Annotated in this window: 19 protein-coding genes and 1 tRNA gene; 13 read left to right on the top strand and 7 right to left on the bottom strand. The window is 67.2% G+C overall.

Annotated elements, in window-relative coordinates; all coding sequences use genetic code 11:
* Positions 1–47 precede the first annotated feature (47 nt).
* The 12 genes from FHX47_RS04825 (at position 48) to FHX47_RS04770 (ending at position 12,329) form a co-directional block, all read left to right on the top strand.
* Positions 48–455 (top strand): HGxxPAAW family protein, encoded by a 408-nt coding sequence (locus FHX47_RS04825; protein ID WP_183357688.1) that lies wholly within the window; start codon positions 48–50, stop codon positions 453–455.
* Entirely contained in the window at positions 456–1,271 is an 816-nt protein-coding gene (trpC, locus tag FHX47_RS04820; RefSeq protein ID WP_183357687.1) for an indole-3-glycerol phosphate synthase TrpC, read from the top strand.
* Positions 1,268–2,521, top strand: coding sequence for a tryptophan synthase subunit beta (trpB, locus tag FHX47_RS04815; protein ID WP_343064301.1), 1,254 nt, complete (start codon positions 1,268–1,270; stop codon positions 2,519–2,521). Before trpC ends, trpB begins: the two co-directional genes overlap by 4 nt.
* Positions 2,518–3,291 carry a tryptophan synthase subunit alpha gene (trpA, locus tag FHX47_RS04810; RefSeq protein WP_183357686.1) on the top strand — a complete coding sequence of 258 codons (774 nt, stop codon included), beginning with the start codon at positions 2,518–2,520 and terminating at the stop codon, positions 3,289–3,291. Before trpB ends, trpA begins: the two co-directional genes overlap by 4 nt.
* Positions 3,292–3,309: 18 nt before the next feature.
* Entirely contained in the window at positions 3,310–4,881 is a 1,572-nt protein-coding gene (locus tag FHX47_RS04805) for a sodium-dependent transporter (protein ID WP_183357685.1), read from the top strand.
* A complete protein-coding gene (locus FHX47_RS04800) occupies positions 4,882–4,986 on the top strand; it encodes a methionine/alanine import family NSS transporter small subunit (RefSeq protein ID WP_183357684.1) in 105 nt (34 codons plus the stop codon). It abuts the gene before it with no gap.
* 36 nt (positions 4,987–5,022) lie between these two features.
* On the top strand, positions 5,023–6,063 hold the full coding sequence (gene lgt / locus FHX47_RS04795) for a prolipoprotein diacylglyceryl transferase (RefSeq protein ID WP_183357683.1): 1,041 nt from the start codon (positions 5,023–5,025) through the stop codon (positions 6,061–6,063).
* A gap of 93 nt (positions 6,064–6,156) precedes the next feature.
* Positions 6,157–7,686, top strand: coding sequence for a pyruvate kinase (pyk, locus tag FHX47_RS04790; protein WP_183357682.1), 1,530 nt, complete (start codon positions 6,157–6,159; stop codon positions 7,684–7,686).
* Positions 7,687–7,727: 41 nt separating this feature from the next.
* Positions 7,728–7,809, top strand: a tRNA-Leu gene (locus FHX47_RS04785).
* Between the two features lie 21 nt (positions 7,810–7,830).
* Positions 7,831–9,888 (top strand): DEAD/DEAH box helicase, encoded by a 2,058-nt coding sequence (locus FHX47_RS10825; RefSeq protein WP_221205983.1) that lies wholly within the window; start codon positions 7,831–7,833, stop codon positions 9,886–9,888.
* Positions 9,889–9,992: 104 nt separating this feature from the next.
* Positions 9,993–10,622, top strand: coding sequence for an ANTAR domain-containing response regulator (locus FHX47_RS04775; RefSeq protein WP_183357681.1), 630 nt, complete (start codon positions 9,993–9,995; stop codon positions 10,620–10,622).
* Positions 10,623–10,727: 105 nt separating this feature from the next.
* The gene (locus FHX47_RS04770) at positions 10,728–12,329 is read left to right on the top strand and encodes an HNH endonuclease signature motif containing protein (protein WP_183357680.1); all 1,602 of its coding nucleotides are present in this window, start codon (positions 10,728–10,730) and stop codon (positions 12,327–12,329) included.
* Between the two features lie 11 nt (positions 12,330–12,340).
* Here the strand turns inward: FHX47_RS04770 and FHX47_RS04765 are convergent, their stop codons facing one another.
* A complete protein-coding gene (locus FHX47_RS04765) occupies positions 12,341–12,958 on the bottom strand; it encodes a LysE family translocator (protein ID WP_183357679.1) in 618 nt (205 codons plus the stop codon).
* Positions 12,959–13,073: 115 nt separating this feature from the next.
* Here FHX47_RS04765 and ilvD point away from each other — a divergent pair, with 115 nt between their 5' ends.
* The gene (gene ilvD / locus FHX47_RS04760; RefSeq protein ID WP_183357678.1) at positions 13,074–14,825 is read left to right on the top strand and encodes a dihydroxy-acid dehydratase; all 1,752 of its coding nucleotides are present in this window, start codon (positions 13,074–13,076) and stop codon (positions 14,823–14,825) included.
* 18 nt (positions 14,826–14,843) lie between these two features.
* Here the strand turns inward: ilvD and FHX47_RS04755 are convergent, their stop codons facing one another.
* The 6 genes from FHX47_RS04755 to FHX47_RS04730 are packed head-to-tail and all read right to left on the bottom strand — an operon-like array spanning position 14,844 to position 22,289.
* Positions 14,844–15,623, bottom strand: a complete 780-nt coding sequence (locus FHX47_RS04755) for a FadR/GntR family transcriptional regulator (protein ID WP_183357677.1) — start codon at positions 15,621–15,623, stop codon at positions 14,844–14,846.
* Positions 15,624–17,435: a dipeptide ABC transporter ATP-binding protein gene (locus FHX47_RS04750; protein ID WP_183357676.1), complete on the bottom strand. Its 1,812-nt coding sequence runs from the start codon at positions 17,433–17,435 to the stop codon at positions 15,624–15,626.
* Positions 17,432–18,316, bottom strand: a complete 885-nt coding sequence (locus tag FHX47_RS04745) for an ABC transporter permease (protein WP_183357675.1) — start codon at positions 18,314–18,316, stop codon at positions 17,432–17,434. Before FHX47_RS04745 ends, FHX47_RS04750 begins: the two co-directional genes overlap by 4 nt.
* Positions 18,313–19,257: an ABC transporter permease subunit gene (locus FHX47_RS04740; RefSeq protein WP_183357674.1), complete on the bottom strand. Its 945-nt coding sequence runs from the start codon at positions 19,255–19,257 to the stop codon at positions 18,313–18,315. Before FHX47_RS04740 ends, FHX47_RS04745 begins: the two co-directional genes overlap by 4 nt.
* 21 nt (positions 19,258–19,278) lie before the next feature.
* The gene (locus FHX47_RS04735) at positions 19,279–20,856 is read right to left on the bottom strand and encodes an ABC transporter substrate-binding protein (RefSeq protein ID WP_183357673.1); all 1,578 of its coding nucleotides are present in this window, start codon (positions 20,854–20,856) and stop codon (positions 19,279–19,281) included.
* Positions 20,853–22,289 (bottom strand): amidase, encoded by a 1,437-nt coding sequence (locus FHX47_RS04730; protein WP_183357672.1) that lies wholly within the window; start codon positions 22,287–22,289, stop codon positions 20,853–20,855. Before FHX47_RS04730 ends, FHX47_RS04735 begins: the two co-directional genes overlap by 4 nt.
* Positions 22,290–22,329: the final 40 nt, after the last annotated feature.

Here is a 22,329-nt window from a genome sequence, read left to right as displayed (position 1 = left end):
ACCCTGCTCTTTTCAACCACCCTGCAGAGAATTCAAGGAGAACACCAATGGCGACCAGTCAGACAGCTGCTTCCAGGGCCACCGTCCGCGACGTGGAGCAGAAGCCGCAGGCCGCCGATGAGTTCATCCACCACGACCACATCGGCCACGGCTCCACCCCGGCGGCATGGGCGCTGTGCATCATCGTCATCATCGGCTCTGTGCTGGCCGCCGTCGGCTTCATCGGCCTGGCCTGGTCCAGCCAGTGGGCCATCCTGATCTGGATCGGGGCTGCGCTGATGCCGGTCGCCATCGTCGTGGGTGTGATGATGAAGCGGATGGGCTACGGCGTGGAGATGGACGCCAACGCGGTGCTGCGCCGGGGCGGCAATCCGCGCGAGCACAGCGGCCCGGCCGCCGGCCAGCAGACCCCCGGCGCCGCGCAGACGCGCCAGCCCGAACCCAGCGTCCGCTGAATGGCTACAGTGCTCGACTCCATCATCGCCGGAGTGCGGGAGGACCTCGCCGAGCGACGGCTGAGCGTCGGCCTGGACGCAATGCGCCGACAAGCTGCCGAGGCGGCGCCTGCCCTCAACGCCCACGCGGCGCTGCAGAACGGCCGTGCGGACGAGGCCGGGGTGCGCATCATCTCCGAGGTCAAACGCTCATCCCCCTCCAAGGGATCCCTGGCGCCCATCACCGACCCTGCGGCCCTGGCGGCCGCCTATGAGTCCGGCGGGGCCAGCGTCATCTCCGTGCTGACCGAGCAGCGGCGCTTCAACGGTTCGTTGGCCGATCTCAGCGCCGTCCGCGCCGCAGTGCAGATCCCGGTGCTGCGCAAAGACTTCATGGTCGATGAGTACCAGTTCTACGAGGCCCGCGCCTACGGGGCCGACCTGGTGCTGCTGATCGCAGCGGCCCTGGATGACGCCCAGCTGCGCGACTACATGGCCCTGACCCACCAGCTGGGCATGAACGCCCTGGTCGAAGCCCACACGGAGGAGGAGATCGGGCGCGCGGTCAGCGCCGGCGCCACGATCGTCGGGGTCAACGTGCGCAACCTGAAGACCCTCGACGTCGACGTCGACCACTACTCAGCGATGGCCCGGCACCTGCCCGCCGACGCGGTCCGCGTGGCCGAATCCGGGGTCGACGGCCCCGCTGTGGTGCGCGACTATGCCGCCCAGGGCGCGGACGCCGTCCTGGTGGGCGAAGCCCTGGTCCGCCACGGCGACCCCGAGTCGGCCGTTCGAGAATTTCGGGCCGCGAGCCTGACCAAGGAGGCCATGTGACCGCGCAGAGCTACCGAGAAGCACCCGGACCCTACTTCGGCGACTTCGGCGGCCGGTGGATCCCCGAGTCGCTGGTCGAGGCCCTCGACGAGCTGGCCGAGACCTTCGCCAAGGCCAAGGCCGACCCGGATTTCGTCGCCGAGTACCAACGGCTGAGCCGCGACTACACCGGCCGGCCCTCGCTGCTGACCGAGGCCACCCGCTTCGCCGCAGAGGCCGGCTCCGCCCGGATCTTCCTCAAGCGCGAGGACCTCAACCACACCGGCAGCCACAAGATCAACAACGCTCTGGGCCAGGCGCTCATCGCCCAGCGGCTGGGCAAGACCCGACTCATCGCCGAGACCGGGGCGGGCCAGCACGGAGTGGCCACCGCCACGGCCGCAGCGCTGCTGGGCATGGAGTGCGTGGTCTACATGGGAGCCGAGGACACCCGGCGTCAGGCACTGAACGTGGCCCGGATGAACCTGCTGGGTGCGGAAGTGGTGCCGGTGGAGCACGGCTCCCAGACGCTCTCCGACGCCATCAACGAGGCCCTGCGCGACTGGGTCGCCAGTGTGGACACCACCCACTACGTGTTGGGCACCGTGGCCGGACCCCACCCCTTCCCGGAGATGGTCCGCTGGTTCCACCAGGTCATCGGCGACGAGGCCCGCGAGCAGATCCTGGACGCCGTCGGCCGGCTGCCGGAGGCTGTGGTGGCGTGTGTGGGCGGCGGCTCCAACGCCATCGGGCTCTTCCACGGGTTCCTCGACGATCCCGGCGTCGGGCTCTACGGATACGAGGCCGGCGGCGAAGGTCTGGAGTCCGGCCGGCACGCAGCGGCCATCACCCTGCGGCGCTCGGGCATGCTCCACGGTGCCCGCAGCTTCCTGATGCAGGACGACGACGGTCAGACCATCGAATCCCACTCCATCTCCGCCGGGCTGGACTACCCCTCAGTCGGCCCGGAGCATGCGCATCTGGCCCAGGCCGGGCGCGTCACCTACGAACCGGTCACCGACGCTGAGGCGATGCGTGCCTTCGAAGCCCTGTGCCGCACCGAAGGGATCATCCCCGCCATCGAGTCCGCCCACGCACTGGCCGGTGCTGTGCGGCTTTCGGCCCAATGGGGCGAGGCCGCATCCGACCGCGTCATTGTGGTCAGCCTCTCTGGCCGCGGCGACAAGGACGTGGGCACGGCAGCCAAGTGGTTCGATCTGCTGCCGCCGGACGAGGACTCCCAGGCGCCGTCGACAGGAGTGCAGGCATGAGCAGAACAGCCGCAGCCATCGACCGGGCCACAGCCGCCGGCCGGGCCGCCTTCATCGGCTACCTGCCGGCCGGCTACCCGGACAAGGAACAGTCCATCGCCGCCGCCGTGGCCCTGGCGGAGCACGGCGCCGACGTCATCGAGATCGGCATCCCCTACTCGGACCCGGTCATGGACGGTCCCGTCATCCAACAGGCCACCACCGAGGTGCTGGCCCGCGGCTTCCGCATCGCCGAGGTCTTCGAGATCGTCCAAGCGGTCGTCGAAGCCACTGACGCCGCAGTGCTGGTGATGACCTACTACAACATCATCGACCGCATGGGTCCCGACGAGTTCGCCCGCCGACTGGCTGCGGCCGGGGGAGCCGGCGCCATCACCCCGGACCTGATCCCCGATGAGGCCGCCGAATGGATCGCCGCCGCCGAGGCCCACGACCTGGACCGAGTGTTCCTCTCCGCACCCACCTCCAGCCCCGAACGGGTGGCGATGATCGCTGAGGCCTCACGCGGATTCGTCTACGGAGTCTCGCTGATGGGCGTCACCGGCACCCGCGACGCCGTCTCTGACGCCGCAGTCCAGGTGGTTGAGGCCTCCAAGGCCGCCGGGGCGGCGAGAGTCTGTGTGGGCCTGGGCGTGTCGAGTCGATCACACGTGGAGGAGATTAGCAGGTATGCTGATGGTGTGATCGTCGGCACAGTCTTGGTTGCTGCGCTGCGGGACGGGGGTCCGGAAGCGGTGGGCAGGACGGCCGCACAACTTACTGGCAGATGACCCGAGGGGGCAATACAAGTGAGTGAATCAGTCGGCTCGCCGCGCAGGCCGCGCCTGCGCGAGAGCTTCACCGGACGCAACGCCTTCATCCTGGTGGCCATCGGCTCCGCCGTCGGTCTGGGAAACATCTGGCGCTTCCCCTACATCACCTATGAGAATGGCGGCGGCGCCTTCCTCATCCCGTATCTGATCGCCCTGCTGACTGCGGGAATCCCCATCCTGCTGTTTGACTACGCCATCGGATATAAGTTCCGCGGATCCCCGCCGCTGGCGTTCAAGCGCCTGCACCCCAAGGCGGAGACCATCGGCTGGCTGCAGGTGGGCATCTGCTTCCTGATCGCGATCTACTACTCGGCGATCATCGCCTGGGCCGCCATGTACACCTGGTTCTCCCTCACCCAAGCCTGGGGCGACGACGCTGAGGGCTTCTTCTTCAACGAGTTCCTCCAGTACGACGCCGGCGGCACTGAGGGCACCGGCATCTCAGTGGACTTCGTCGCGCAGGTGGGCTGGCCGCTGATTGCGGTCTGGGCCGTGCTGCTGGTCGCGCTGGCCACCGGCGTCCGCAGGGGAATCACCATCGTCTCGATGATCGGCATCCCGCTGCTGTTCCTGATGTTCATCCTGCTGGTGGGCTACTCGCTGACTCTTGAGGGCGCGGCCGAAGGGCTCAACGCACTCTTCACCCCGGACTGGGGCGCACTGACCAACGGGACGGTCTGGATCCAGGCCTACGGACAGATCTTCTTCACCCTGTCGGTCGGCTTCGGCATCATGATCACCTACGCCTCCTATCTGAAGCGCAGGTCCAACACCTCCGGCTCCGGCCTGGTGGTCGGCTTCACCAACTCGTCCTTCGAGCTGCTCTCGGCCATCGGCGTCTTCGCCGCCCTGGGCATGTTGGCTGTGGCCGGCGGCACCGCCGTGGACGAAGTCGCCTCCTCCGGGCTCGGACTGGCCTTCGTTGCCTTCCCGACCATCGTCTCCGAGGCGCCCGCCTCGGCGCTGATCGGTGTGCTGTTCTTCGGCGGACTCACCCTGGCGGGGCTGACCTCGCAGATCTCCATCATGGAGGTCGTCATCTCTGCGGTGAAGGACAAGACCGGCTGGTCCCGGGTGAAGACCGTCGCACTGGTCGGCGGGCTGATTGCCATCATCTCGATCGTGCTGATCGGCGGCGTCTCCGGAGTGACCATCCTGGATGTGGTCGACGCCTTCTCCAACAACATCGGAATCGTCGGCGGCGCCCTGATCGCCGTGGTCATGGTGGCCTGGGTCTTCCGCCGCCTGGACTCGCTGGCCGCAGCGCTGAACCGCTTCGGCTCCTTCAAGGTCGGCCCCATCTGGAAGACCCTGCTGGGCATCGTGCTGCCAGTGGTGCTCAGCGTGCTGCTGGTGATGGACATCACCGACAAGATCACCGAAGGCTACGGCGGCTTCGACACCTGGGTCCTGGTGACCTTCGGCTGGGGGTCCTTGGCCGTGGTGATCGTCGCCTCGGTCGCACTGAGCCTGATTCCCTGGCGCGGCGCCTCCGCCATGCACCAGGAGGACCCGGACCAGGACGAAGCTGGAAAGGAGACGGTCTAGATGGATACTGCAGCAATCGTGATGATGATTGTGGCCCTGGTGACAGTGTGGGGAGGGATGGCGGCTGCGATCGTGCACCTGAGCCGACATCCTGAAGATCCCTAGGACCTTGGCACAGTCAGATCTGATAGGTTTGCCGGCATGATTTCCGCCGGTTTCCCCGCCCCGCCTCTGCGCGGCATTGACCTTCCTGGTCCCTTCTTCATCGCCTTCTACTCGCTGGCGATCATGCTGGGCATCGTCCTGGCCGTCGTTGTGGCCACCCGGCTGTGGAAATCGCGCGGCGGCAGCAGCGACGACGTGTTCTCCGCCATGCTGTGGGCAGTGCTGTTCGGCATCGTCGGCGCCCGCATCTACCATGTGCTCAGCTCTCCCGACGCCTACTTCGGCGAGGGGGGAGACATTCTGGGCATCTTCCAGATCTGGGAGGGCGGCCTGGGCATCATCGGCGCGGTGGCCGCCGGCTCAGCGGCAGTGTGGATCTTCTGCCGCCGCAGCGGCATCAAGTTCGGCGCCTTCGCCGACGCGATCGTGCCCGGTGTGATCCTCGCCCAGGCCGTGGGCCGTTGGGGCAACTGGTTCAACCAGGAGCTCTACGGGGCCACCACCAACCTGCCCTGGGGCCTGCAGATCGACACCGACCAGCAGCACCAGGCGCTGCCCGACGGCGCCAGTGAGCTCACCACCTTCCACCCCACCTTTCTCTACGAATCACTGTGGAACCTGCTGGGCTTCGTGGCGCTGATCCTGCTCTACCGACGGTTCCACTTCAAGCAGGGCCTGCTCGCCTGGACCTATGTGGCCTACTACGGGCTGGGCCGGTTCTGGGTCGAATCGCTGCGCGTGGATGAGGCGGCCAAATCCACCCAGTACCCCCTGGAGGTCATCGGCCTGGACTGGCGGCTCAATCAGATCATCGCCGTGCTGATCTTCCTCGCCGCCGTCATTGCGCTGGTCTGGCTCTTCAGCCGCCGCCCGCGGACCGACGAGGCGCTGGCCGAGGAGCTGCACATCTACACCGCCGGCTCCCCGCAGCGCAGCCCCCAGGCGCTGACCGAGGACGGTGAGGATGATCTCGAGTCTGCCGACAACGGTGAAGACGAGGGTGAAGATCACGATGAAGCAGCCGATGATCTGGACACCGAGTCCGAATCAGGTTCGGTGAGCTCCTCACAGCAGTGACTCGCGCCTCACTTCTGGGATAGGCTCAGACAGTGACTGGTCCAGCGCCGTGCCAGCAGCATCGACCGCTAGATCAACATCTGAAGGTGAGCCATGAAACACGCCAAGATCGTCGCCACATTCGGCCCAGCAACCACCGGCTACGAACGGACCCGCGAACTGATCGAGGCCGGGGTCGACGTGGTCCGGGTCAACATGAGTCACGGCGACCACGCCGTTCATGAGGAGACCTACAGCACGGTTCGTGAAGTGGCGAAGGATCTGCGGCGCGCCGTAGCCATCTTCGCCGATCTGCAGGGACCCAAGATCCGGCTGGGCCGCTTCTCCGACGGTCCCCACGAACTGGGCCTCGGAGATCGCTTCACCATCACCACTGACGAGGTCGAAGGCACCAAAGAGCGCTGCTCCACCACCTTCAAGGGCCTGCCCGCCGATGTGGAGCCCGGCGATACGCTGCTGATCGACGACGGCAAAGTCGGGCTGCGGGCCGTGGAGGTCTCCGACACTGAGGTGGTCACCGAAGTGGAGGTGCCCGGGGAGGTCTCCAACAATAAGGGCATCAACCTGCCCGGTGTGGCCGTCTCCGTCCCCGCGCTGAGCGAGAAGGACGAGGAGGACCTGCGCTGGGCGCTGCGCACCGGATTCGACATGGTCGCCCTGAGCTTCGTGCGTGACGCCGCCGACATCGAGGCCGTCCACCGGATCATGGACGAAGAGGGACGGCGGATTCCGGTGATCGCCAAACTGGAGAAGCCTCAGGCTGTTGACGCTCTGCAGGATGTCATCGACGCGTTCGACGCCGTCATGGTGGCCCGCGGCGACCTGGGGGTCGAGATGCCGCTGGAAGAGGTCCCGCTGCTGCAGAAGCGCACTGTGGAGATGGCCCGGCGCTGGGCCAAACCGGTGATCGTGGCCACCCAGGTGCTGGAATCGATGATCGACAACCCCCGGCCCACCCGGGCGGAGGCCTCCGACTGCGCCAATGCGGTGCTGGACGGGGCCGATGCGGTGATGCTCTCCGGCGAGACCTCGGTGGGCAAGTATCCGGTGCGCACTGTGGAGACTATGTCTTCGATCATCCGTTCCACCGAGGGCAAAGGGCTCGAGCGCATCCCGCAGCTGGGCACCAAACCGCGCACCCGTGGTGGGGCCATCACCCGGGCGGCCAACGAGATCGCCGAGCAGCTGGGGGTGTCCTACCTGGCCACCTTCACCCGCTCCGGCGATTCGGCCCGCCGGCTCTCCCGGCTGCGTCCGCGCCAACCGATCTTCGCCTTCACCCACGTGGAGCACACCCACAATATTCTCTGCCTCTCCTGGGGTGTGCATTCGCGCTGGGTGGAGTTCGCCTCCCACACCGACACGATGACCGAACAGGTCGATAAGCTGCTGCTGGAGGAGCGGGTCGCCGAAGCCGGTGACCTGGTGGTGATCGCCGCCGGCTCGCCCCCCGGGCAGGCGGGCACCACCAATATGGTCAAAGTCCACCGGATTGGGGACCTCCCCGCCGGCGGAGTCGACGCCGAGGCGCTGCGCCGCGGCGACACGACAGGGCTGCCGGCCAAGGAGCCGGTGGGACCCTGGCCCTCGAGCAGCGCACCCAGCGCACACAGCGCGTTCTGAGAGGCGGGCAGACACCGGGTACAATAATCCGGTGCCTCCTGGCCCGAATGGCGGAATCGGTAGACGCGCTCGACTCAAAATCGGGTACCTAACGGTGTGTGGGTTCGAGTCCCACTTCGGGCACATAGGATCAATGAACCAGGCGTGAGTGCAAGGGCGGTGAGTGTGCTGGAGGCTGTGGAGTCGGACGCGGCCTTCATCGTCAGCGCTGACCAGCGCGGCACCCGGCACCAGCTGGAGGCCGTCGTCGCCTCCGGTGAGCCCGGCAGGTGGTACCACCGAGTCCATCTGGAGGCCGATGAGGTCACCCATGACTACACCGCTGCCTGCACCTGCGGCGTGGAGGACTGTGTCCACATCCGCGCAGCCCTGGCAGCCTCGCAGACGCACCTGCCGGGCATGGCGCCGGGACGGCGTCGGACCACTGAAGGCCCGCGGCTGCAGATCGGGACCTCCACCGAGGACGGCGACTGGTTCGACCTCAACGTGACCGTCACCGTGGCCGGTGAACAGGTCGACTTTCGCCAGCTCTTCGCGGCCCTGGTGCGCGGCGAGAGCGTCTACCTGCTGCCCGACGGCTGGTACTTTCCGCTGAACACCCCGGAGCTGGAGACCCTGCGACGGGTGATCGAGGAGGCCCGGACCCTCAACGACGCGCCCAGCTCCGGGCTGCGCCTGAGCCGCTACCAGGTCGACCTGTGGGATGAGCTCACGGAGCTGGACCTGGTCGCCGCCGATGAGCATCAGTGGTGGCAGCAGGTCGCAGCGCTCACCGGTGAGCCGGAAGCGCTTGCGGTGCCGCAGAGCATCACCGCCGATCTGCGCGACTACCAGCGGCGCGGCTATCAGTGGCTGAGCTTTCTCTACGATCACCGGCTCGGCGGTGTCCTCGCCGACGATATGGGGCTGGGCAAGACCCTGCAGGCGCTGACCATGATCCAGCGGGCCAGGGACCTCGCTCCCGAGGAGCCGCCCTTTCTGATCGTCGCGCCCACCTCTGTGGTCGGCAACTGGCGCTCTGAGGCGGCCCGCTTCGCCCCTCAGCTGGACGTCGTCGTCATCTCTGAGACCCTGCGCCGCTCCGGCGCATCGCTGAGCGGGCGCATCGCCGAAGCCGATGTGGTGATCACTAGCTACGCCCTGTTTCGGATCGAGTCGGCGCAGTATCACGCCAGCCGGTGGAGCGGGCTGATCCTGGACGAGGCGCAGATGATCAAGAACCCCGCCTCCCAGGGCTACCGGGCAGCCCGGGACCTAAGCACCGGCTTCACCGTGGCGATCACCGGCACACCGCTGGAGAACAACCTGCTGGAGCTGTGGGCGCTGGTCTCGCTGTGCTGCCCCGGGCTGCTGGGCCGGCGCGAAGCGTTCGGAAGGATCTACCGGGTGCCCATCGAGAAGGAGCGCGACGCCGAGGCGCTGGGGCGACTGCAGCGGCGGCTGCGGCCGTTCATGCTGCGCCGCACCAAGGAGACCGTAGCCGCTGAGCTGCCGCCGAAGCAGGAGCAGGTGCTCACGCTCAGCCTGCACCCGGAGCACCGGATGATCTACGACCGTCGACTGCAGCGAGAACGGCAGAAGGTGCTGGGCCTAGTAGATGATATGGGGGCCAACCGGTTCCAGATTCTGGCCGCCCTGAACCACCTGCGCCAGCTGGCGCTGGACACTGAGCTGGTGGGGGAGACCCCGGTGCCCTCGGCCAAACTGGAGGCCCTGACCCAGATGCTGCCGGAGATCACCGGCGAGGGGCACCGCGTGCTGGTGCTCAGTCAGTTCACCCGATTCCTCTCCAAGGCTCATCGGGCCGTGGAGGAGGCCGGGGTGGCGTCGTCGTACCTGGACGGCTCCACCCGCGAGAGGCAGCGGGTCATCACCGAGTTCCGCTCCGGGGCGACCGAGGCGTTCTTCATCTCGCTGAAAGCCGGGGGCTTCGGCCTGAACCTGGCCGAAGCCGACTATGTGATGCTGCTGGACCCGTGGTGGAACCCCGCTGCCGAGGAGCAGGCCATCGACCGCACCCACCGCATCGGCCAGAGTCGCAGCGTGATGGTCTACCGGCTCATCGCCGGCGAGACCATCGAGTCCAAGGTGCTGGGACTGCAGGAGTCCAAGCGTGCCCTGTTCGACACGGTGCTCGGCGCCTCGGAGGCTGCCGGAGAGCCGGTGCTCAATGCCGAAGCGATCCGCGAACTGCTGCAGTGACCTCAGTGCGTGCCGCTGGTCGCTGACGGTAGAATCGGACCAGCAGTGACCGTGACGCCGCCTGCGGTGGGCGCGTCGACCCATGATTTTTCCCAAGGAGATCTGTGACTGAGCCGACTGAGACCTCACCGGAGGGAGCCACGGAGCCCACCTCAGCGCAGGCACCCAAGCGCCGGGTTCTGGTGGCTGAGGATGAGACGCTGATCCGCCTGGACATCGTCGAGATCCTCACCGACGCCGGCTATGAGGTGGTCGGTGAGGCCGAGAACGGGGAGCGGGCCGTGGAGCTGGCCCGTGAGCACCGTCCGGACCTGGTGGTCATGGATGTGAAGATGCCCGTCATGGACGGGATCACTGCGGCCAAGACCATCGCCGAGGAACGGATTGCGCCGGTGGTGATGCTCACCGCGTTCTCCCAGCGAGACCTGGTGGAATCAGCCCAGGAGGCCGGCGCCATGGCCTATGTGGTCAAGCCCTTCGGCCAGAACGACCTGGTGCCGGCCATCGAAGTTGCTGCTGCCCGGTTTGACGAGATCCGCGCCCTGGAGGCCGAAGTCACCTCCATGGCGGATAAGTTCGAGACCCGCAAGCTGGTGGACCGCGCCAAATCTGTGCTGACCTCCAAGATGGGGCTCAGCGAACCTGAAGCCTTCCGCTGGATCCAGAAGACCTCGATGGACCGGCGGCTGACGATGCGCGAGGTGGCGGAGACCGTCGTCGACCAGATGGGCTGAATCCGCCGAGCAGGGCGCGCACCCGGCAAGAGCTCCACCCATACCAATAGAAACTGTGTTCGATACAAGTGTTGAGTCTCACACGTTTCGAAGATATAATCGAGTATGGACATCGAAGCTGTGGGCACCAGGGTCGTGGAGGTGCGGCCGGTCGGGCGCATCCATCCCGCCGAGTGCGCTCGCAGCTCTGTCCTTCCCGGGGTGGCCCGCGACGTCGACGATTTCCAGGACCCCGACCGGTTTGCGCCGGTGGCGGCGGCCGAGCCCGCGACTCTCGATGACTGTCTGCCGGTGATGGATGATCCGGCAGCCGAGATGGTGCGTGACCTGGAGATCCAGTCTCGGCAGCTGGAGGTGCGCAAGACCCTGGCGCTGGTCCACTACGTCGAGAGCTTCACGGCCGAAGCTCAGCGGCAGCGCCGCGCCGATGGCATCGATGGTCGCGACGTGGTCACTGTCGCTGATGATCAGGGCGAGCGTCGGCAGTTCTGGACCGAAGATGAGCTGGTCCGCACTGATGAGGACGCCGCGATCATGTACGTCGCCCAGGCCCTGGGCTGGTCGGAGTACCGGGCTGGACGCCTCTACGACAGTGCAGTGACCGCGCGCAGCAGGCTTCCGCGGGTGTGGGAATCCTACCGCGGTGCGCGAGTATCGACTCTGGCACTGGGCAAAGTGGCCCAGGCGGCCAATAAGCTGACGACCCAGCAGGCGGTCGACGGGCTGGACAAGCGGGCGGCACGCGTTGCCGCGCGACTGCGGCCCGGTGAGCTGGACCGATGGCTGAAGCGCTTCATCGCCGATGCCGAGCCGGATCGGCACGCCGAGCGGTTTGCTGAAGCGGTCCGCCACCGCTACGTCTCCGTGCGGCCGGCCGAGGAGCACGAGAGCATGAGCATACTCACTGCGCTGCTTCCGACGGTGACCGCCCAGGCGATCTCCGGAAAACTGCGCGCCATGGCCCGCTCCCATGTGCAGCCGGTTCCGCACAATCCGGTGGTCGCAGAACCCGCCGACCCTCGTGCAGAGGCCGCAGACGGCTCCGGCAACGAGGTGCCTGCCGATATCGCCGCAGCCGGCTACACCGTCTCCGAAGAGGACTGGCTGCGTGAACAGGTGGAGCAGGCCTTCGCCGACCTCGACGAGGAACTCGTGCCCCCACCCGCAGAGATGAGGCAGCCGCAGGCCTACGTCGACGGCGACGAACGGACTTTGGGCCAACGCGAAGCCGATCTGCTCTGCGCCTGGATGCTCAGCGCAGAGCATACCGATGCGCTGCCCGTCGAGGCCCAGGTGGGACTGCTGGTTCCGCTTCAGACGCTGACTGAAGAGTCCAATGCCCCCGGCGTCATGCGGGACCGCTCAGACGCAGTGCCGGCACAGGTGATCAGGCAGCTGATCGGCGACCCGGCGAACCGGATCCGATGGCACCAGCTCACCACCGGACCTCCCCGAGATAATCTCGACGACTTTGACGTGCTGTCCCACACCTACAGCGGATACCAGGTGCCACAGATCCTGCGCGAAGCGCTCTGGTTCCGCGATGGCGTGTGCCAAACACCCGGGTGCACTGTGCCAGCTGAACGCGGCGATATCGACCACATCATGGCTTGGCCGCACGGTGACACCCGGGCGGAGAACCTCCACGTCCTGTGCCGCCGTCACCACCGGCTCAAGACTGCCGGGCACCAGTTCACCAGCCGCTGAGCAGGCCGGTCTCAGGCCGCGTCTGCGGCGACTCGGACACTGAGCAGGCCCAAGGCAGTCCCGGTGGCGGCGTCCAGTGTGCGCCGGACCGGTCGGCGACGGACCCAGCGGGCCGCAGCGTGGACCAGCACCACGACGCCCAGCAGCTGCAGGAAACCCAGGACAGGGTGGGTGACCGCCAGCAGGCTCAGTGCCCAGAGCTCCATACCCGGACTCATGAACTGCGGCAGGATCGCCACGTAGAACAGCAGCACCTGCGGGTTGGTGCAGTTGACGACGAACCCCTGACGGAAGCCGCGGGTGGCTGCGGCCCGGCCTGCGGACCCTTCCGGATAGCGGCCCCTCCACGCGGAGCGCAGAGCCTGCAGAGCCATCCACGCCAGATAGATCACCCCGACCCAGCGCACAGTCTGCAGCACCAGCTGAGACTGGGCGATGAGGATGCCCAGTCCGGCCGCGGCCAGCACAGCCTGCACCACCGCGGCGCTCACCACGCCGAAAGAGGTCGCCAGGCCTCCGCGCCGGCCATGCTGCAGAGAGTTCTTCAGCACCACCGCTGTGTCTGACCCGGGAGTCAGGGCGATCACCAGAGCGGTGAGAGCAAAGGTGAAGTACGCGTCCCATTCCATCTGGGCAGTATCGCACCGATTGGGCCGCTCGAGTCGACAGCCGGCGGCGTCTCATAAGGTGAAATGGCCCCAGCGCTGCGGCGCAACCCTGTGGGATGGGCTTAGAATCAGAAGTATGTCCGCATCCACTGAGGAAAACACCCCCGCCGCACCCAAAGCCGCCACCGGGCCGTCCAATCCTGAGAAGCCGCGCTCCTGGAAGGTCACCGACGGCTACACCGCCGCACCGGCCCGCGGGATGCTGCGCGCGGTCGGCATGGGCGACGACGACTGGTCCAAGGCCCAGATCGGCATTGCCAGCTCCTGGAACGAGATCACCCCCTGCAACCTCTCCCTGGACCGGCTGGCCCAATCCTCCAAGCACGGCGTGCACGCCGGAGGCGGCTTCCCGATGGAGTTCGGCACCATCAGCGTCTCCGACGGCATCTCCATGGGACACGAGGGCATGCACTACTCCCTGGTCTCCCGCGAAGTCATCGCCGACTCTGTGGAGACCGTGATGCAGGCCGAACGGCTCGACGGCTCAGTGCTGCTGGCCGGCTGCGACAAATCGCTGCCCGGCATGCTCATGGCGGCCGCCCGCCTGGACCTGGCCAGTGTCTTCCTCTACGCCGGCACCATCATGCCCGGCACCGCACGCTTCGCCGACGGACGCGAGAAGGAGGTCACCCTCATCGACGCCTTCGAAGGGGTCGGAGCGTGCGGACGCGGCACCATGAGCGAAAAGGACCTGGACGTCATCGAACGCGCCATCTGCCCCGGCGAAGGCGCATGCGGCGGGATGTACACCGCCAACACGATGGCCTGCATCGGTGAGGCACTGGGCCTGTCGCTGCCCGGCTCGGCCGCTCCGCCCTCAGCCGACCGGCGCCGCGACTACTACGCCCACAAATCCGGCGAGGCCGTGATCGAACTGCTGCGCAGAGGGATCACCACCCGCGACATCCTCACCAAAGAGGCCTTCGAGAACGCCATCGCAGTGACCATGGCCTTCGGCGGCTCCACCAACGCCGTGCTGCACCTGCTGGCCATCGCGCGTGAAGCCGGAGTGGACCTAAGCCTGGAAGACTTCAACCGCATCGGCGATCAGGTGCCCCACCTGGGCGACCTCAAGCCCTTCGGCCAGCACGTGATGGTCGACGTCGACCGGGTCGGGGGAGTGCCGGTGGTCATGCGTGCTCTGCTGGACGCCGGGCTGCTGCACGGCGATGCGCTCACCGTCACCGGAAAGACTGTGGCGGAGAACCTGGCAGACATCAGCCCGCCGGACATCGACGGCAGCATCATCCGCACCTTGGACAACCCGATGCACCCCAACGGCGGCATCGCGGTGCTGCGCGGCAGCCTGGCACCGGAGGGTGCGGTGGTGAAGTCTGCCGGCTTCGACGCCGAGGTCTTTGAGGGAACGGCACGGGTCTTCGAACGTGAGCAGGCCGCGCTGAAGGCCTTGGAGGAAGGTGCCATCCAGGCCGGAGACGTCGTCGTCATCCGTTATGAGGGTCCCAAGGGCGGACCGGGTATGCGCGAGATGCTGGCCATCACCGGAGCCATCAAGGGTGCGGGTCTGGGCAAGGACGTGCTGCTGATCACCGACGGCCGCTTCTCCGGAGGAACCACCGGGCTGTGCATCGGCCATATCGCTCCCGAAGCCGTGGACGGCGGGCCCATCGCCTATGTGGCCGACGGTGACCGCATCCGGGTCGACATTGCGGCCCGGACCATGGATCTGCTGGTTGAGGAGTCCCAGCTCGGCCAGCGGCAGGCCGATCCCAGCTGGGAGCCGCTGCCGCCGTATGTGACCACCGGTGTGCTGGGCAAGTACGCCAAACTGGTCGGCTCCGCGGCCGAAGGCGCCTACTGCGGGTAGTCCGGAGCGCCCGGGGTGCTAACCCACCAGCGGGGTCAGCGCCTCCACCTCTTCATCGGTGAGCCGGTCCTTGTAGAACCGGTAGATGTTGCCGGTGGCGGTCTTGCGCGCCCCGGCAGCGTCGCGTCCCGCAATGTGCTCAGCCAGTGCGGTGGCATCATGGGCGGAGCGGCGCAGCCGCGCCGCCAGTGCCGCACCGTCGGTCTCTTGGCTCAGCCGCTGCCGCGCGATGGTGGTCAGCGCGTCGTCGACGGCCTGACCGGTGGCCTGCAGCAGCTGGTTCCCCGACGCGGCACGGATGGACCAGTGGAAGCGTGAGAGCAGACGGCCGAACTCCTCAGCAATCTCGGCGTACGGCTCAGTGCCGACGCCGCTGTCGGCCAGCCGGGTGAGATCCGCCGCCCGGGAGGACACCGTCTGCTTCGCTTCGGCATCGTGGGCCACTGCGGCCAACAGGGACGCCTGACCCTCCAGCAGCAGCCGAAACTGGATCAGCTCGGCACGTGTGGTTCCCTGCTGATGGGTCATACGCATCAGCGGTCGCTCCAGGGACTCTGGGGTGAAGGCCAGCACCTCGGGCCCGCGGGGGTCGCCGGCGCGCGTATTGACGACGCCGGTGGCGTGCAGCACGCGCATCGCCTCACGGACGGTCGGTCGTGACACGGAGAAGGTCTCCATCAGCTTTCGCTCTCCCGGCAGCCGGTCACCGGGGTTCAGCCGTCCCTCACGAATTCCGGACTCAATCTGGTCCACGATCATCTCGTATGAGTTCTGCTTCTTCACAGATTCGAACTGCATCTAGGGCGCACCTTCTCTGACACGGGGGATGGCGGCGACAAGTTCGGCGGTGTAGGGGTGCGCCGGCGTCCGCATCACGGTCTCAGCCGGGCCGCACTCCACGATGCGCCCGGCGCTCATCACAGCCACCACATCGCAGCTGTGATGCACCACGTTCAGATCATGGGAGACGAAGACCAGGGTCAGGTTGTACTCCTCGACCAGGTCGTCCAGGAGGTTGAGCACCTGGGCCCGCACGGAGACGTCCAGTGCCGAGACCGCCTCATCAGCGACGAGGATCTTGGGTCGGGTCACCAGGGCGCGGGCGATCGCAATGCGTTGCCGCTGTCCACCGGAGAACTCGTGGGGATACTTCTCAGCGGAGCTGCGCGGCAGCCCCACCTGATCCAGCAGCTCGTTGACCCGGGCACCCCGCTGACTGCGGCTGGCTCCGTGCAGCGGCTCGGCGATGATGTCGGTGACACTCATCCGGGGGTCCAGTGATCCCATCGGGTCCTGGAAGACGATCTGCATGGCTTCGCGCAGCCAGCGCAGCTGCCGCTCCGGCCGCCCTGGGATCGGTTCGCCGTTCACCTCCACCTGACCCGAGGTGGGTTCGTCGAGCTTGGTGAGCAGGCGCAGAAGTGTCGATTTTCCGCAGCCGGATTCCCCGACGATGCCGAACCGCTGGCCGACGGCGACGTCGAAGGAGACGCCGCGCAGGGCCGGGACCACCATGCCGCGGCCGAAGAGCCCGGGCTTGCCGTAGGTGCGGGTGAGGTCACGGACTCGCAGCGCCGGGCTGTGCACAGCGTTGAACACCGGTGTGCCGCCCTCGGCAGGGAGAGTGAGATGCTCAGCCGCAGCCTGCGGAGGCTCATGGGCCGGGGACGCCGGCGCCGGTGATACTGACTCTGCGCGGCTCTCGAGCGTGTCTGGGGGTGTGTCTGAGGCTGCGTGTGCGTCGTCGGCGGTCTCCAGAGTGAGCAGGCGCCCGGTGGCAGGGTGGGTCTCCAGGTCCGAGGCGGCAAGCAGCGACCGGGTATAGGGGTGCTCAGGTGCGGTGAACACCCGGTCGATGGGTCCGCTCTCGACTATTCTGCCGTGGCGCATGATGATGACTCGGTCGCACACTTCAGAGACGACGCCCAGATCGTGGGTGATGAACAGCAGCGATGAGCCGACACTTTCGACCTGCTGGGCCATAAGGTTCAGCACCCGCTTCTGCACGGTGACATCGAGTGCGGTGGTGGGCTCGTCCGCCAGCAGCAGCTCGGGTCCGTTGGCCATGGCCATGGCGAGCATGACACGTTGGCGCTGCCCGCCGGACATCTGGTGGGGATAGACCGTCGCGGTGCGCTGCGGATCGGGGATCTGCACCGAGGCGAGCAGCTCCGCGACCCGTGGCCTGAGGTCTTTGGTCTTGGGGTGGTGGAGCCTGATCACCTCGGCGAGCTGGTCTCCGACCTTCATCAGCGGATTCAGCGCAGTCATCGGCTCCTGGAAGACCATGGAGAGGCGGTTTCCGCGAATCGCTGAGAGCTGGTTCTCATCGGCATTGAGTAGGTCAACGTGCTGCGGCTCGGTCTCGGGCCCCGGTTCGGCTGCGCCGCTGGTGTGGAAGGTGATGCTCCCTTCGGCATGCAGCCCCTCGTCCAGCAGTCCGATGACCGAGAGGCAGGTCAGCGACTTTCCGGAGCCGGATTCGCCGATCAGGCCCACCCGTTCGCCGCGGAAGAGATCAAAGCTGATGCCTTGGACCAACTGGTCGCTGCCGGCGCTTACGGTGAGATTCTCCACGCTGAGGAGGCGCTCTGCGGGGTCGGTGCTCAACGTGACACCTCCATTCGGGGGTCGAACCGGTCCCGCAGGCCGTCGCCGAGCAGGTTGAATCCCAATACGGCGGTGGCGACTGCCGCCCCGGGCCAGAGCACGGTCAGCGGGGCGATCTGCAGCACAGACTGTCCGTCCTGCAGCATGCGGCCCCAGGAGGCAGCGGGTGGGGGAGTGCCCAGCCCCAGGTAGCTCAGCGCCGCCTCAGCCAGGATCGCGATGGCGAAGCCGACACTGGCTTGGACGATGAGGATCCCGCGAATATTGGGCAGCACATGCCGCACCGCCAGGTACAGGGGGCCGCGGCCTGCGGCACGGGCGGCAAGGGAGTACTCGCGGCTGAGGACCTGCAGGGTCCCGGAGCGGGCCACCCGCGCCACCCCGGGGGCGAGCCCCAGGCCGAGGGCGATGATGGCGGTCAGCGTGCTGGGGGAGAATACGGCCGCCAGGACGATGGCCAGCAGCAGGGCCGGAAATGCCTGCAGGATGTCGTTTCCGCGCATGATCCACATGCCGGCCCCGCGGTCGGTCATGGCGGCGGTGATCCCGATGGGCACACCGATCAGGAAGCCGACGGTGACCGTTCCCAGCCCCACCATCAGGGGCACGCGCGACCCGGCCAGCAGCATGGAGGCGATATCCCGACCCAGCCCGTCGGTGCCCAGCCAATGCTCAGCGCTGGGGGATGCGAGTCGGTTGACCGCATCAGTGGCGGTGGGATCCTGGGGGGTCCACACCAGCGACACCGCGGCCATGAGCAGCACCACCGCCACCAGAGCGCTGCCGGTGATGATCAGCGGGGTCCCGCCCCGACGCCGTGAGCTTCGGGCCGCGGGTGGTTCGGATTGGGCTGCGGTGGTCTGTGCGCGGTCGGTGGTCATGACGCGTTCCTGAGTCGGGGGTCGATGAGCGGTCGCACCAGGTCAACAAGGAGATTGGCCAGCAGCACCAGGATCACCACACACATCACGATGGACTGAATCATCACCAGGTCGCGGTTGGCGACCGCCCGGATCAGCGTGGATCCCAGGCCCGGGATCACGAACACGGTCTCGATGACGACGGCGCCGATGATCAGGTTGGCGAACTCGATGCTGGTCACCGTGACCACCGGCACCAGGGCGTTGCGCAGGCCGTGACGCATCAGCGCCGCACCAGGCTTCAGCCCCTTGGCCCGGGCGGTGCGCATGAAGTCCTCACGCATCACCTCAAGGACGGCCGCGCGGGTGTATCTGGCGAGAATGGCCCCATTGACCAGGCCAAGCGCAAGTGCGGGCAGCGCGAGGTGCCGCAGGAAGTCCACACCGGCCTCCGGGGGTGCCCAGCCTCCGGAGGGCAGCCAGCCCAGGGTCACGGCGAAGACTGCGATGAGCAGCAGGCCGGCGAGGAAGTTGGGGATCGAGATCCCCAGTTGGCTGATGGTGGAGAACAGTGTGCCGTCGGGGCGGTGGTGGCGCACAGCGGCGAGGATGCCCAGCGGCAGGGCGATGAGGATGGCGACGCCGATGCCGCCGAGCACCAGCAGCAGGGTGACCTGCAGAGCGTCGAGCACCTGAGGCGCCACCGGGGACCGGGAAGCGTAGGAGATTCCCATGTCCCCGGTGAAGAACCCGGTGATCCACTCCAGGTACCGCACCGGCAGGGCCCGGTCGACGCCGAGCTGCTCACGCAGCGCCTGGACATCCTCCTCGCTGGCCTGCAGCCCCAGCTGTGCCCGTGCCGGGTCGCCGGGCAGGATGCCCAGCAGGAAGAAGACCACGACTGAGGCGACGACGACTGTCAGGGCAAAGATGCCCAGTCTGCGAAGCGCGTTCAGCAGCACAGTTCTCCTTGGAGGCCTGGGTTACTCGGAGACGGTGACGTCAGAGAGGTCGATGCCCACACCCAGGTCGTTCAGCGGCAGCCCTGATATGCCCTCAGTAGTGAGCCCGACGTTCGGCGGGTTGTACAGCCACGCCCCCGGGGAATCCTCGACGATGACCTCGGTCAGCTCCTCCATCGTGGAGACGTACTCGTCATCATCGGTGGCGGCGGCAGCCTGGTCGAACAGATCCTGGGCTTGGGCTGAGTCGTAGCCCCAGTAGTAGTCAGGGTTGGCGTAGTTGGCCATATTGCGGGGTTCGACGTGGTTGATGATGGCTAGGTCGAAGTCCTGGTTGACCATGTTCTCCTCCACCCAGACGGCCGGAAACTCCTGGGTCTGCAGGTCTACTTCGATGCCGACGTCCTCCAGGTTGTCCTGGATCACCTGAGCAGAGGCTTCGGCGTAGGAGCGGTTGGGCACGTTGAAGGTCAGCGACACGTCCTCGGCGCCGGCTGAGGCCAGCATCTCTTCGGCGGCGGCGGGGTCGTACTCGTAGGTGCCGGAGAAATCGGTGAAGTAGGGGTCGGTCGGCACACTGGGCCCGCCCAGAATCTCCCCGTAGCCTGCTGTGGCGGCAGCCAGAACAGCCTCCTTGTCGATGGCGGTGTGGATGGCCCGGCGCACCTCAGGCTCCGCGAGCGCCTCATGTTCCTGGTTCATCGACATCACCACCACACCCTGGCTGGAGCCCACGTGGACTTCGATGTCCTCCTCAGCCTCGAAGCTCTCGAACTGGTCGAAGGCCTCGGAGCGCAGGATCGCATCGACGCCGCCGGTGCGGATCGCGTTGGCAGCTGCTGAGGCGTCCTCAAAGTAGGTCAGCTCCACACCTGCCACTCCGGCAGCCTCCCCCCAGTAGTCGTCGTTGCGGGCGAGCTCCATCCGGACGGCGTTCTCGTAGGTGACGAACTCGAACGGTCCGGTCCCGTTGGCCTCCGTGGCCAGATCGTCCACGCTGTCCGGGGCGAACATGGTGCCCAACGGTCCGGCGAGCCAGAAGAGCGCGTCGTAGTCCGGCTCGGAGAGCATCACGGTGACCTCGTGGTCATCGACGACCTCCACCGACTCCACTGCCGAGAGCATCTCAGGGGTGTTGGCGGACCATTCGTCCAGACGCTCCAAGGAGAACTTCACGATGTCGGCGTTGAATTCGGTGCCGTCGTGGAAGGTGACCCCTTCCTGCAGCTGGAAGGTGTACTCGGTGCCGTCGTCGCTGATCTCCCAGGACTCAGCCAGCAGCGGCTGGACCTCTCCGTCAGCGTCTAAGCGCACCAGCCCCTCGTAGACGTTGTAGAGCAGGGCCTCGAAGACTGCCGCGCCACCGGTGGTGGTGTAGTCCAGGTTGGCCGGCACGGCGAACATGCCGATGTTGACATTGGCGTCGGAGGCCGACCCGGTGCCTGCCTCAGTGCCGCCCTCAGCGCCGCTGTCGCCGCCGTTGGTGGCATCGTCGCCGCCGGCCCCGCATGCGGTGAGGGCGAGTGCGCCGACGGCCAGGCCGGCGGTGAGTGCCTTGCTGAATCGAGCTGGTCTCATCAGGGTGTCCTTTTCTCTCATGGTGCGGGTGTGTGCTGATGCGCGGCGCTGACCTGCGGCCATGGTCGTACCGCGTCCTGGGGGCGCTGTGCTTCGAAGAAGGCCGCTGCGGCCAGCGCGGTGCGATCCTGGTGCCGCTGTGCGGCGATCTGCACGCCGACCGGGCTGCCTGCCTCGGTGAACCCGCCGTTGACACTGGCTGCGGGCATACCGGCGAAGTTGTACCCCACGCAGAAGTGGATATGCGACATGGCGGTGTCCACATCGTTGGAGGGCATGGGCCATTCCGCGGGGAAGGCCGGCTCCGGGGAGACGGGGGAGAGCACGACGTCGAAGCCTTCAGTAGCGCTGAGCACGCTGCGGCCCAGCGTGATCTGGGCGTCGTGGGCCTCCAGGGCCTCCTCGGCGGTGATCGTCGACGCCGCCCGGCACCACTGCGCGATGAAGGGCAGCATCTTGGCCTGCTGCTCGGGGGACTTCTGCTGGTAGTTCCGCCAGTGGCTGGCTCGCCAGAACGTGTCCACCAGGCTGACGGTGCCCGGTGCCAGGTACGGGGGAATCTCGGTGACCTCTGCGCCGGCGGCAGCGAAAGTCTCCGCGGCCCGGCGGACCACGGAAACGACTTCTGAATCTGCTGCGGTGCCGTCCCCCACATCGAGGACTATACCGACTCTGAGGCCCGCGATGCTGAGACCCAGATCACCCCAATCTGTGTCGTCGGCGGCCAAGGACCACGGGTCGGCCGGATGCGGACCGGTCAGTGCGCCCATGGACCGAGCCAAGTCGGCCACGGTGCGTCCCATCGGGCCGATGGTCCGTCCGGGGTAGGGCGGATCCACCGCGATCCGGCCGTAGCTGGGCTTGAAGCCGGCGATCCCGCACCATGAGGCGGGCAGCCGGATGGAGCCGCCGATGTCCGAGCCCAGGTTGATCGGAGCGTAGCCGGCGGCTGATGCGGCTCCGGCTCCTGAGGAGGACCCGCCGGGAGCCCAGTCCAGGTTCCACGGGTTGCGGGTGATCGGATGGGCCGAGGCGATGCCGGAGGAGAGCATCCCCAGCTCAGACATGGTGGTGCGCCCCAGAATGGACGCGCCAGCATCCAGGGCTGCGTCCACCACCGGGGAGTTCTGCGGCGCCGGTGTGGGCTCTGTGGAGGCTGAGCCCAGAATGGTGGGCCGGCCGGCCACCGCCTGGTTCTCCTTCAGGGTGATGGGAATACCGTCCAGGGGTCCGCGCTGGGTGCCCTGCTCCCAGCGGCGGCGGGAGGACTCGGCGGCGGCCACTGCGTCGTCGTCGTACCTGTCGTACATGGCCCGCAGCGCCGGCTCACGCTCATCCATCCGGCGCAGGCACGCGGTGACCACCTCCACCGGGCTCAGCTCACCGGCGGCGTAGGCCGCGCTGAGCTGGCCCGCGTCCAGATCGGGAAGGTCGGCTGCTGACTGGGACTGCATATACTCACCCTGCTGATTCGATAGTTGTGGGGTCACGGAT

This window comes from Garicola koreensis, from assembly GCF_014195445.1.
Lineage (GTDB): Bacteria > Actinomycetota > Actinomycetes > Actinomycetales > Micrococcaceae > Nesterenkonia > Nesterenkonia koreensis.
Note: the sequence above shows the minus strand (reverse complement) of the source record. Positions and strands in the feature narration are given on the sequence as shown.

Bases quoted from the DNA above. Each gene is read 5' to 3' on its own strand.
- FHX47_RS04825 (WP_183357688.1), top strand. From the start codon at position 48: ATGGCGACCAGTCAGACAGCTGCTTCCAGGGCCACCGTCCGCGACGTG.
- trpC (WP_183357687.1), top strand. From the start codon at position 456: ATGGCTACAGTGCTCGACTCCATCATCGCCGGAGTGCGGGAGGACCTC.
- trpA (WP_183357686.1), top strand. From the start codon at position 2,518: ATGAGCAGAACAGCCGCAGCCATCGACCGGGCCACAGCCGCCGGCCGG.
- FHX47_RS04800 (WP_183357684.1), top strand. From the start codon at position 4,882: ATGGATACTGCAGCAATCGTGATGATGATTGTGGCCCTGGTGACAGTG.
- lgt (WP_183357683.1), top strand. From the start codon at position 5,023: ATGATTTCCGCCGGTTTCCCCGCCCCGCCTCTGCGCGGCATTGACCTT.
- pyk (WP_183357682.1), top strand. From the start codon at position 6,157: ATGAAACACGCCAAGATCGTCGCCACATTCGGCCCAGCAACCACCGGC.
- FHX47_RS04770 (WP_183357680.1), top strand. From the start codon at position 10,728: ATGGACATCGAAGCTGTGGGCACCAGGGTCGTGGAGGTGCGGCCGGTC.
- FHX47_RS04765 (WP_183357679.1), bottom strand. From the start codon at position 12,958: ATGGAATGGGACGCGTACTTCACCTTTGCTCTCACCGCTCTGGTGATC.
- ilvD (WP_183357678.1), top strand. From the start codon at position 13,074: ATGTCCGCATCCACTGAGGAAAACACCCCCGCCGCACCCAAAGCCGCC.
- FHX47_RS04755 (WP_183357677.1), bottom strand. From the start codon at position 15,623: ATGCAGTTCGAATCTGTGAAGAAGCAGAACTCATACGAGATGATCGTG.
- FHX47_RS04745 (WP_183357675.1), bottom strand. From the start codon at position 18,316: ATGACCACCGACCGCGCACAGACCACCGCAGCCCAATCCGAACCACCC.
- FHX47_RS04735 (WP_183357673.1), bottom strand. From the start codon at position 20,856: ATGAGAGAAAAGGACACCCTGATGAGACCAGCTCGATTCAGCAAGGCA.
- FHX47_RS04730 (WP_183357672.1), bottom strand. From the start codon at position 22,289: ATGCAGTCCCAGTCAGCAGCCGACCTTCCCGATCTGGACGCGGGCCAG.